This is a genomic window from Lawsonibacter sp. (genome assembly GCF_022777125.1).
Classification (GTDB): Bacteria; Bacillota; Clostridia; order Oscillospirales; family Oscillospiraceae; genus Lawsonibacter_A; species Lawsonibacter_A hominis.
Genome location: NZ_JALFGV010000034.1, coordinates 1 through 10,726, shown reverse-complemented (window position 1 = coordinate 10,726; position 10,726 = coordinate 1). Strand labels below are relative to the sequence as shown.

The window sequence follows — 10,726 nt, the reverse complement described above, 5'->3', positions numbered from 1 at the left end:
CGGCCATATCCGCGTCGGCATGGAGGACAACGTCATGTACTCCAAGGGCAAGCTGGCCGACAGCAACGTGCAGTTTGTCGACCGCGCCCGCCGCGTCATCGAGGAGTTCGGCAGGGAAGTCGCCACGCCCGACGAGGCCCGCGAGATCCTCAGCCTGAAGTAAACTTCCCCGCAGAACAGCCCATAAAAAGGCTGCGGAGCATTGCAGAGAAAGCAATGCTCCGCAGCCTTTCGCTTGCCAAAAAAGACTCCGCGCCAGGTTCTCCGTGCCGCCGCCCGCTCAAGATCCCAGAGGCTCTCCGGCCAGGACGACCCGGATGCGTCCCCGGATGCGTTGACGGCCCACCAGAAGGTAGCTGCAGCACCGCCGCGCCGGGCACATACAGCCTGCGGCCGGGTCGGGATCGTCCACAGAGCCACGCAGCGGCCCAGCTTGGCGCAGGGCGCGGCCAGCCCCCGCCCGGTCCGGGGTACGGGTTGGGCCTGCATATGGTCGGCCCGCAGCCTTTCCAGCGTCGCCCGCACCTGCGCCTCCGGCACGGCCGTCCGCGCCGTCATTCCCCCGCCATGCCGCAGGCGGCGGTCTTTACGACCTCCACCGCTGCGTCAATGCCGATGCGGCTGTTGATGCACAGATCGTACTCCCGGCTGTCCCCCCACCGCCCGGTGGCAAAATAATTGTAATAGGAAGCGCGGGCCTTGTCCTGCCGCAGTACATAGCTCTCCAGATTGGGCTGCTCCACGTTGTACGCCTCTCGGGCCCGGCGCACGCGCTGCTCCAGCGGGGCGTAAACGAAGGTCTTCAGGCAGTACGGCTCCTCCCGCAGGATGTAGTCCGCACAGCGGCCCACGATGACGCAGGACTCCCGGGCCGCCGCCTCCTTGATGACCTTGGCCTGGGCGATGAACATCTGGTCGGGGACGGACGGGGTCTGCACGGCGCAGTACAGGTCGTACAGGAAGCTGTTGGTGGGCCGCTGGTGCTCGGCATCCCGGACAAAGTGCTCGGAAAACCCGGTCCGCTTGGCTACCTCTGCGATGAGCTGCTTGTCATAAAAGGTGACGCCCAGCTCCTCCGCCAGCCGCTGGGCGATGAGCCGTCCGCCGGAGCCATACTCCCGGCCGATGGTGATGACGATGTGTTTCATAGGGACACCTCCTCTTCTGCTTTCAGTATAATCGATTTTCCTTGTCCCGTCAAAGGAAAAAGCGGTCCTTTTCCCGACCGTCCCTGCGCTGCGCCATGGGGTGGGACACGCTGAGAGGCAGCCGGCGCCTTCCCCTGGCAGAGTGATCTCTCCCAGGGGAAGGCGCCGGTGCAGGGCCCTATACCGTGAAAACAGTGCTCTTACGACTGAGCACGCAGAAGATTCCCTCCGGACGAATGGCCGCACCCGTGGCCGGCGGGCCCCCGCTACAGGGAGGAGCCGATGATTTCGGAGACCTTGACCTTCCGGTCCTCCCGCAGGGAGCGGGTCGCCGCATCTGCGGTGGCGATGGCGGCCCGGGCCGCCTCGCCGGTCAGCAGCGGCCGGAACTCGTCTGTGACGGGATCGCCATGCATGATGCCGTTAAAGAACTTCATCTCATTCTTCATGATGCCGTGCAGCCACAGCGGCGGCTTTTTGCCCGGGCGGCCGTATTGGATGGCGCCGTCCATCTCAGTGCTGTGGTAGATGTAGGTGCGCTGATCGTCCTCCGCCTGGTTCTCATGGAGCAGGAAGTGCTCCTCCGGGCCGTCCACGGTCTTTACAGTCATCCCGGCATTACACATGTCCAGACGGATATAACCCTTCGTTCCCTGGATCAGCACATAATGTTCCGGATAATGGAAGGCGGAGCCATACTCAACCACAGCATAGGTGTTGTTTCCAAACTCCATGAGCAGAAAGAGCATATCATCTTCATCACCGAACCGCTCCCCCTGATGCGCCACATTCCCGCCGGTCATGGTGACTTCGGTAGCATGTCCCATGAGGAACTGGATGCAGTCCACCTCATGGATGTGGTGATAGAGGTGCCCGCCGGACTTGGACCGAAGCTTTTTCCAGCTGATGGAAGGCTGGGGTTCCTCCCAGCCGTTGCGGGCGGAGTGGCAATAGAGGAGCTTGCCGATCTTGCCCTCGGCGATCAGCTGTTTGGCATGGCGCACGCCCCGAAAAAAGTTCATCACATGACCGGCCATAAAGACGACGCCGCTTTCCTGACAGGCGCGCACCATCTCGTCGCAGTCCGCATAGCTCAGGGCAATGGGCTTTTCGCAGAAAACGTGCTTTTTATGCCGTGCGGCCGTCAGGACGGGATCCTTGTGCAGGTAGTTGGGGGTAGCCACGATGACCGCATCCACATCCGCACGAGCGCAGAGCGTATCCAGATCGGTCTCGCAGTCGCATTTCAGCTCTTTGGCAACAGTCTCCCCGTTTTCCGGGTCCAGGACGGCCACGATCCGGGCCCCCTCCTGCGTATTCATGATACGCCCCAGCTCCGCGCCGAAATAGCCGGTGCCGACGATGGCGTAGCCAATGTTTTTCATAACAATTCCTCCCTATAGAAAATACGGCATGAAAACCCTACTTGATGGAACCCTGCGCCAGACCGCCTGCGATCTTCTTCTGTATGAGCATGAAGAAGATGACGGAGGGGATCACCACCATGGCGGAAGCTGCCATCATAACGCCCCAATCCAATACCTCCTGGCCCTCCAGGGACTTCAGCGCCACCGCCACCGTCATTTTTTCGCTGGAGTTCATCAGGATCAGGGAATAGAGAAACTCGTTCCAGGCGTTGATAAAGGTGTAGATGGCCACCGCTACCAGTCCGGGGGCCACGATGGGCAACACGACCCGGCCGAAGACCTGCAGCTTGTTGGCCCCGTCCACCCGGGCCGCCTCTTCGATCTCCAGCGGCACCGTTTGAAAGAAGCCCACCAGCAGCCAGATCGCGTAGGGGACCGAGAAGGACAGGTACACGATAACCAGGCCCACCCGGCTGTTCATCAGCCCGGCCTGGCCCATGATGATGGAGTAGGGCACCGCCAGCAGGATCGGCGGGAACATGTAGGTGGTGATCAGGACACGGGTCATGATCTTGCCGAATTTGGGGAAAAAACGGACCACACCGTAGGCCCCAAGCGCGGAAACCGTGATGGCAATCAGAGTAGTGGAGACCGCTACAACAATACTGTTGCCCATATTGGATCCAAAATGGAGCTGCCCAATCACGGTGCGGAAATTATCCAGGGTGAGCGTCTTGGGAAAAAAGGCCGTGGGATCTCCGATCATTTCCCCTTTGCCCTTCACGGAGGAGAGCAGGATCCACATCAGCGGAAAAGCTGCGACGATGGCCAAAACCGTCAAGTAAAGATAACTGACGGTATCACCGAACCAGCCGCGCTTCAGCAGGCGTTTGCGTCCCATCAGGCCCCCTCCTTTTCCCATTTATCCAGAATCTTAAAATAGAACATGCATACAATCAACAGGAAGATCAGCAACAGTACTGTGACGGCCGAGGAACGCCCCAGCTGCTTCAGGCCCCAGCCCACGTTATAGGCGTAGATGGGCACCGTCTGGGTCAGGTTGGCCGGCCCGCCGCCGGTGATGAGGTAGATCGTGTCGAAGTTGTTAAAGACCCAGATCGTGCGCAGCACCACCAGCAGGCCTACCACTACCCGGATATGGGGCAGTGTGATATGGACGAACGACTGCCACGGCGACGCGCCGTCCAGCTGGGCGGCCTCATACTGGTCCTTGGGGACCGTCTGGAGCGCGGAGAGCACGTTGACCATGATCAGCGGCGCGCCGAACCAGATATTGATGAACACCAGCGTAGGAAACACCAGCCCTCCGCTGCTGAAGAACTGGGGCGCGCTTTGGCACAGCCCGATCTTTACCAGGAAATTGGGCAAAAAGCCGGATACGCCGTTTAAAATCCACTTCCAAGACAGGGCGATGACGATAGAGGGGAACGCCCAGGGGATAATCAGCAGCGTACGGTAGATCCCCCTGCCGTGACGGATCCGCTCCAGCGCCAGGGCGGCGGTAAAGCCCACGACGATCTGTCCGATCAGTGAGACGATCGTCCACCTCACGCTGGTCAGGAAGGACATCCAGAAGTCTTTGTCTGTGAGGATCTTGATGTAGTTATCAAAGAAGACGAAATCATATCCGGGTTTGATGAGGTGTTTGGAGGTGAAGCTGTAAAAAATACTGGAAACCACCGGATACAGCAGCAGCAGGCCCACCACCAGCAGCGCCGGCAGGATAAAGCAGAACCCGGCAATCTTCGTCCGATAGCGGTTGTTCAATCTCATAGTAAACCCCCTCTCAGGAAACCGGCGGGGGCGAGTGGTCGCCCCCGCCGGTTGTTCGGGTCATTTATCCGTGGTCAGCCAACGGTCTCAAACAGGTCGTTGAGCTTATCCTCGGCCGCCTTCGCCGCCTGCTCCACAGGTGTTCCGTTGATGACGATATCCTGGAACATGCTCTCGATCACGCCCTGACTGGTCAGCAGACCTGCCTCGGGACGGGGGCCGTTTTCCATACCGATGGCAGTCCCCTCGCCCACAGCCTTGCTGATGACGTCCTTTGCATGGGAGAACTTCTGCACCATGGGGTCGGACAGGAACTGCTCGTTATCGGCGATCTCCTTCAGCGCGGGCAGCATACCCACGGGGACGGACAGCAGGAAAGGCACGTAATTCTCCGGCTCATACAGATATTTGATGAACGCTTCGCAGATCTCGGGGTGCGCGGAGTTCTTCCAGATGACCATGGGGATGTTGGAGGTCTCATAGCCTACCTGGGGATCGCCCTTGTTGATGGTGGGCATGGGGGCGCAGTCGATCTGGTCCAACAGCTCGGGCGCGTTGGTCTCCACACCGCCGATCTGGAAGCCGGAGTTGTAGTCAAAGCAGATTTTTCCGGTGTAGTACAGCGTGGCCTGATCCAGCACGTTAAAGTTGATGGAGTCCGTGGGGGAACAGTCTTTGTACACCTTGACCCAGTAGTTGATGCCGTCAATAGCGGCCTGGCTGGTCAGATTGGCCTTGCCGTCCTCGGTAAGCAGGGTCTCGCCCGCACTGCGGACATAAAAGTTCAGGAAGCGGGTGGCCATCATATCGTTGGTGCCCATAGGGACGGAAGTGCCGTAAGCGTTGCCGCCCTCGCCTTCGGTAATGATCTTGGACGCCTCGTAGAGCTCATCCCAGGTGGTGGGGACCTCCAGATTGTACTTCTCCAGCAGATCCTTGTGGTACCACATAACCTGCGCGTGGGAGTACAGAGGTACTGCGTAGCAGTGCCCGTCCTCGGCGGTCATCTCGACAAGGGGGGCTTCATAGAAACGGTCCCGGCCCATGGAATCGATCAGGTTGTCCATGGGGATGATGGCGTCGGCATCGATCATCTCTACCACGTGGTTGGGCAGCGCTGTGGACATATCGGGCACATTGCCGGAGGCCAGGCCGGTGGTCCACTTGGTATAGAAGTCGGCCCAGGAGAAGGTCTCGATCGTGATCTTCACGCCGGGGTTGTCGGCCATAAACTGGTCGGCGGCCGCCTGGATGGTCTCCAGCCGGGGCCCTTGGGTAAACGAATGCCAGAAGGTGATCTCACCTTCCAGCGCGGCGGGGTCGCGGGAGCCGGTCTCCGGTGCGCCGCCGGTCTGAGCGGTTGCGGGCGGCGTATCGCTGTTGCCGGAGGGAGTGGAGCTGTTGCCGCAGGCGGCAAGGCAGGTGAGCAGCATCACGCTGGCCAGGAGCAAAGACAGTGCTTTTTTCATAATTTCCTCCTTCACTTCAATCGGCTTTTTGTTGGTTTTGTCTGCACCCTCATTATAAAACTCCCCAGTGTATTTCATAGAGCAAAAATTACCAAAAGATAGCATAAAACGCTTATGATATAATCGTTTTATTTCTGCCTCAGGCGCGGGACGCCGCGCGGTATTCCTGAGGCGAGACACCGAAGACCGATTTGAAGATGCGGGCAAAGTAGTTGGCGTCGTCAAACCCGACCTCATAAGCGATGGTGGAAATGCGCTCGTTGGTGACCAGCAGGCGGCGGGCCGCCGTCATCATGCGCAGGTCTTTGACAAAGGCCCCGGGGGACTTTCCGGTATGCTCCCTGAACAGCCTCCGCAGGGAGGAGGGACTCATATCCGCCATCCGGCAGAGAAATTCCGAGTCGAAGGGCTCCGACGGATGGGCCACCAGATAGTCCACCACCACCTGGATACGGGGGTCCCGCTTGATGGAATGGGACCGGTTCTCCCGGCGGCGCAGGCCTTCCACCGAAAAGTCGGCCTCCGGCAGCTCGCTCTCTTCGACCCGGGCTTCCGGCGTCCGTTCCACCAGCCAGGCCAGGATGAGCTCCAGGTTGCCCCGGATGCGGAAGAGCTTTCCGGAATTCTGGGTGGTTGCGTTCTGGTACACCTGCTGGAAATACCCCAGCACTTCCCCGTCCGCTCCCCGGGTCACGCGGGGGATGTGGAAGTACTCCGCCAAAAAGTCGCTGCCGTCCAGCTGGACCGTGACGGTGAAGCGGATGGAGATGAACTCGAACTCCTCGCCCAGGGCATGACACTCCAGCTGGCAGCCCTCAGGGATATAAAAGATCTCGTTCTCCCCTACCAGGTACTCCTCCCCATTCACCCGGAACACCGCGCTGCCCTTGAGGATATAGCGCAGCATGCAGTAGGGCACGTAACTCTCCGGGTACGCCCATCCCCTGCGGAAGACATACCGATCCACATACAAAAAGATCAGGCGCATGGAAGAATACAGCGACTGTGGGATATGCATCGTTTCCCCTCCCTCCATCGGACAAAAAACGCAGTTTGTAACCGTTTCATGCTAATTATAAGCGAACTATACCGTTGGGTACAAGTGAAATTGCTGTTATAATAAAGAAAAAACGCGCATGAATCGAATGCAGACTGGGAGTGAGCCGCTATGGAAGCTGTAACAGGTTACTACCCCGCGCCGGAGCAGGTGGATGCCTGGTGCGATGCACTGCTGGAGCGGACGCGGCAGGTCCGCGTACAGGGCGAATGCCTTGCGTACGACCCTCTTACCGAGCCCTTCGGCAACTGCCCCAATACCCTGGTCAACCGGTATGTGCGCTTCACGGCCTCCGACGGGCGCAGGGCCTTCTACGGCTACTGGCAGCCCGCGCTCAAGACGCCGGCGCCGCTGCTCATCAACCTGCCGGGATACGGTGGATTTATGAGCCTGCACCCCCAGCTCTGCGACCAGAATTTCCATATTCTTCACGTCTCCCCTCTGGGCTACGTGACCCCCTCCGGCGCGGACTGGAGCCTGGCCCTGCCTGACCGGAACTGGCCCGTGCTGCCCAACACCGCCCTGGGCGCGCCGGGCGGCTATGAGGACTGGCTGTCCGACGTGCTGCTGGCTGTGCGCTGGGCGCTGGAGCGGCCCGATGTGCTGCCTGACCGCCTGTCCTTCTTCGGTACCAGCCAGGGGGGCGGCGGCTCCCTGCTGCTCGCCTCCCTTTTGGGGCCGGAGCGGGTGCGCTGCGTCTGCGCCGACCTGCCCTTCCTCACGGACTTTCCCCACACTGGCCTGAACGGGGAGGCGTACGGTCTGCTGCGTCCGGTCCGGGGCCAGGTCGAACCGGAGGCGTTCTGGCGCCGTCTGGGCCTGGTGGACACCGTGAGCCATGCCCACCGGCTGAGCATGCCTGTCATGCTCTCCTCCGGCGGCGCGGACGACACCTGCCCGGCCGCCACGGTCGAACGGCTTTTCTCCCGCCTGCCCGGTACGAAGCAGTACACCTACCTGGAACACCAGACCCACACCCACTCCCGCTCCAGCATGGTCCTCTTCTCCGCCTGGCTCCACCTGTACGCCTGAGGCTCTTTTACAGCGGCCGGTCCTCGATGGGGCGCCTTTCGCCCACCTCGTTCCGCGGAGCGGGCGGCTCCTGGGGCCCGCCGGCCCAGCCGGCGGTCTTCCGGGTACGGCAAAGCGGCCCTGCATGCACATCGCGCAAAGCGGTTTGCATGCAGGGCCGCTGTTTGTCGGGAACGCGGCAGCGTCATGTTTTCAGGAAGCTGCGCTCCGCGGCCCGGTAAACGGCCTGTATCGGGACGGGGTACCCGTCATGCCGCTGTGCCGCTGGGGCAAAGCGTTTCGGCCGCCCGATCCCGGCCGGCAGGTCAAAGCACTCCTGCGCCGCACACGGCGGCCAGCCGGGCGGGTCGCGCCTATCGTTCGGCCATCGTGATCTGGAACCGGAGGCCGGGTGCGCCGGCAAACGCGATATAACCGCCCTCCGGCAGGGTCACCGCGGTATCTCCCCACATCCAGGAGGCGGCAACGGTCTGACCGTTTCCGTCGTACACCGTAAAACCGCCTCCCTCGGGCACCTGGACCTGCACATGCTTTCCGGCGGCGCTCCCGGTCCGATACCAGCGGATGTAACCGTCGCTTTGAATGGTGGAATAGGAGCCCGCGCCGGCATAGATCGCCGGGACGGCGGCCGCGTCCATGCAGAGCATGCCGGAGGTCTGTGCGTACTCCACCCCATCCTGTTCAAACAGGCGCACGTTCTGCCAGTCGCGGCCCGCCAGGCCTGGGATGACCGCCACGCCCTCGGCGTAGTTCTCATCCACGATACGGTCAAAGGCCATATAGCCCGGCAGGCTGGCCAGTCCGGCCGCCGGCAGCGCCAGGGCCAGGGCCTGCGAGCTATACTTTTCGTTCAGGCAGAGGTAGATCTTCCCGTTCCGGGCGTCCCAGGCCGCCTGAACCGCCTCCGGGACCGGGTTCTCCTTCAGTTTCTGGAAAACATAGCTGGAGCCCGGCAGCTCGCCCAGTCCGGGCAGTTGGATATAATACTTCTGCCAGAGATAGGTCTCTCCGTTCTCCGCCTCCACGAACCGGACCATGAGGTTCCCCGCCTCGTTTCGGAAGGAGCCGTCGCTGTGATAACGCAGGGCGCTCTCGCCCAGGGTCAGCGTCCCGTCCTCGGTCAGGGCCAGCTGCGTCACCTGGCTGGAGGAGGCATACAGCCCCGCATACGCCAGCAGCTCCTCCGGCATGGCGGCGCTCCGGGCCTGGGGCAGGCTGTGGGCCGCCGTGTCCACGTGCGTCCCCTTCCGCTCCAGGGCGGCGATCAGGATCTGGCTGGCCGCCATCTCGTTATAGGTGCTCACCCCGCCGGAGGAGAGCACGGCGCAGGACAGGCCGTATTCCGGCAGCACCACCAGACCCCCGTGATACAGGGTGGTGTCGCCCCCTTTGACCAAGGCCCGGATATCGCTGTAGGCAAACGGATACCACTGTACGCTGTCCCAGCCCAGCCCGTAGGCCATCGCGTCCTCAACGTCCTCAGGCCACAGGCCCCCGGCATACTCCGGCGCGGCCATGGCGTCCAGAGACGCCTGGGCCAGCAGCTGCGTGCCGCAGAACAGCCCGCCGAACGCGGCCAGATCGGACGCCGTGGCGTAGATGCCGCCCGTCCCGTGGACCCCAAGCGTCTCCTGCGGCAGCGCGCGGTCGCCGCTGCCCAGATAGGTCCTGGCCAGACGCGCCGGGTCAAATGGATCGCCGGGAAAATAAGTGTCTTCCAGCCCGGCGGGCTCCAAAATGGCCTGCTGCACATATTCATCGAAGTCCATGCCCGAGACCGCCTCCACCACCAGCTGGGCCAGCGTAAAGCCGTCGTTGCAGTAGACGCTGAACGCTCCGGGGGACGCCTTGAGGGTCTGGGTGCTCAGCCGCTCCAGCAGCGTATCGGCGGCCGTTTCGTCCGGGTCGTTGAAGAGAACGCCGCTGGTAAAGGTGGAGCCCATCAGGCCGGAGGAATGATTCAGGAGCATCCGCACGGTAATCTCCGCAAAACGTTCGTCCGCCATTTTGAAGTCCGGCAGGTAGGTCTTCACCGGCGTATCCAGGGCGAGACTTCCCGCCTCCGCCAGCTTCATGACGGCCGCCGTGGTGTACATCTTGCTCACCGACCCCACGCCGTAGAGGATCTCGTCGGTGAGGGCCCGGTTCTCAGTACGGGAGTAATTCCCCCGGTGGCCGGTGAGGATGATTGCTCCGTCCTCCCACAGGGCGTATTGGACGCTGTCGGCCTGGCCGTACTGCATGGCCAGTTCCGCCGCCTGATCCGCCGACGCGGCCAATCCGCTCTCCTGGGCCCCGGCGGGCAGCAGGGTCAGAGACAGGACAAGGCACAGGGCAAGCGCCCCGCAGAACATCTGTTTTCGTTTCATTGCGTCTCCTCCTTTTCATGTTCTATCATAATGCGTATGAAGCGAAAGCGCAAGCGAAACCGCCGTTCGGTCCCGCCTTCCGGTATTATCTTATACCCTCCACCCGGTGGAAGGTCAAGTCCCTTTCCCCTGAAACAGCAGCACCGCGTGTTCGCCTTTGGCGAACACGCGGTGCTGCTGTTTTGGAGGAACGCGGCAGAATCATTTTTTCAGGACGCTATACGGTACAGCCCGGCAAAAGGCCTGTATCTGGGTTACGATACCGGTTATGCCGCTGTGCCGTTGGGAGGAAAACGTCTCGGTCAGTCCGATCTCGGCCATGGTTTGCGCTCTCCGTTCAGAACGGTGTGCCGCAACTTCATTCTACCGGATCTGCAAGCCATGTCTCTTTTTAGCCCTTTTTCAATTTATGCAACTTATCGGGGCTGTTGACAAAGTCCCTTATCGAAAAAGCAAATAGGTTTTTCTTGCTTGTTTGTTGTTATTTACT

General features: G+C 61.2%; 9 protein-coding genes. 2 read left to right on the top strand and 7 right to left on the bottom strand.

Annotation, left to right across the window (positions count from 1 at the left end):
* The first annotated feature begins 7 nt into the window (after positions 1 to 7).
* Positions 8 to 163: a 3-keto-5-aminohexanoate cleavage protein gene (locus tag MR825_RS02995; RefSeq protein ID WP_353845859.1), complete on the top strand. Its 156-nt coding sequence runs from the start codon at positions 8 to 10 to the stop codon at positions 161 to 163.
* A 391-nt stretch (positions 164 to 554) separates the two neighbouring features.
* On the opposite strand, the gene MR825_RS02990 is transcribed toward MR825_RS02995, so the two are convergent.
* The 6 genes from MR825_RS02990 to MR825_RS02965 form a co-directional block, all read right to left on the bottom strand.
* Positions 555 to 1,148, bottom strand: a complete 594-nt coding sequence (locus MR825_RS02990; protein ID WP_186909079.1) for an AAA family ATPase — start codon at positions 1,146 to 1,148, stop codon at positions 555 to 557.
* A 266-nt stretch (positions 1,149 to 1,414) separates the two neighbouring features.
* Positions 1,415 to 2,533: a Gfo/Idh/MocA family protein gene (locus tag MR825_RS02985; protein ID WP_186909078.1), complete on the bottom strand. Its 1,119-nt coding sequence runs from the start codon at positions 2,531 to 2,533 to the stop codon at positions 1,415 to 1,417.
* A gap of 37 nt (positions 2,534 to 2,570) precedes the next feature.
* A complete protein-coding gene (locus tag MR825_RS02980; protein ID WP_186908727.1) occupies positions 2,571 to 3,416 on the bottom strand; it encodes a carbohydrate ABC transporter permease in 846 nt (281 codons plus the stop codon).
* Complete coding sequence (locus tag MR825_RS02975; protein ID WP_186908728.1) at positions 3,416 to 4,309, bottom strand: carbohydrate ABC transporter permease; 894 nt, start codon at positions 4,307 to 4,309, stop codon at positions 3,416 to 3,418. The genes MR825_RS02980 and MR825_RS02975 overlap by 1 nt, the downstream gene beginning before the upstream one ends.
* 74 nt (positions 4,310 to 4,383) lie before the next feature.
* Positions 4,384 to 5,778 (bottom strand): ABC transporter substrate-binding protein, encoded by a 1,395-nt coding sequence (locus MR825_RS02970; RefSeq protein WP_287878762.1) that lies wholly within the window; start codon positions 5,776 to 5,778, stop codon positions 4,384 to 4,386.
* A gap of 139 nt (positions 5,779 to 5,917) precedes the next feature.
* Positions 5,918 to 6,796: an AraC family transcriptional regulator gene (locus MR825_RS02965; RefSeq protein ID WP_186908730.1), complete on the bottom strand. Its 879-nt coding sequence runs from the start codon at positions 6,794 to 6,796 to the stop codon at positions 5,918 to 5,920.
* A 150-nt stretch (positions 6,797 to 6,946) separates the two neighbouring features.
* Between MR825_RS02965 and MR825_RS02960 the strand changes: the two genes are divergently transcribed.
* Positions 6,947 to 7,867 carry an acetylxylan esterase gene (locus tag MR825_RS02960; protein WP_186908731.1) on the top strand — a complete coding sequence of 307 codons (921 nt, stop codon included), beginning with the start codon at positions 6,947 to 6,949 and terminating at the stop codon, positions 7,865 to 7,867.
* Between the two features lie 353 nt (positions 7,868 to 8,220).
* Here MR825_RS02960 and MR825_RS02955 read toward each other — a convergent pair whose 3' ends face one another.
* Positions 8,221 to 10,236 carry a serine hydrolase domain-containing protein gene (locus MR825_RS02955; RefSeq protein ID WP_287878757.1) on the bottom strand — a complete coding sequence of 672 codons (2,016 nt, stop codon included), beginning with the start codon at positions 10,234 to 10,236 and terminating at the stop codon, positions 8,221 to 8,223.
* Positions 10,237 to 10,726 lie beyond the last annotated feature (490 nt).

Bases quoted from the DNA above. Each gene is read 5' to 3' on its own strand.
- MR825_RS02990 (WP_186909079.1), bottom strand. From the start codon at position 1,148: ATGAAACACATCGTCATCACCATCGGCCGGGAGTATGGCTCCGGCGGA.
- MR825_RS02985 (WP_186909078.1), bottom strand. From the start codon at position 2,533: ATGAAAAACATTGGCTACGCCATCGTCGGCACCGGCTATTTCGGCGCG.
- MR825_RS02980 (WP_186908727.1), bottom strand. From the start codon at position 3,416: ATGGGACGCAAACGCCTGCTGAAGCGCGGCTGGTTCGGTGATACCGTC.
- MR825_RS02975 (WP_186908728.1), bottom strand. From the start codon at position 4,309: ATGAGATTGAACAACCGCTATCGGACGAAGATTGCCGGGTTCTGCTTT.
- MR825_RS02970 (WP_287878762.1), bottom strand. From the start codon at position 5,778: ATGAAAAAAGCACTGTCTTTGCTCCTGGCCAGCGTGATGCTGCTCACC.
- MR825_RS02965 (WP_186908730.1), bottom strand. From the start codon at position 6,796: ATGCATATCCCACAGTCGCTGTATTCTTCCATGCGCCTGATCTTTTTG.
- MR825_RS02960 (WP_186908731.1), top strand. From the start codon at position 6,947: ATGGAAGCTGTAACAGGTTACTACCCCGCGCCGGAGCAGGTGGATGCC.
- MR825_RS02955 (WP_287878757.1), bottom strand. From the start codon at position 10,236: ATGAAACGAAAACAGATGTTCTGCGGGGCGCTTGCCCTGTGCCTTGTC.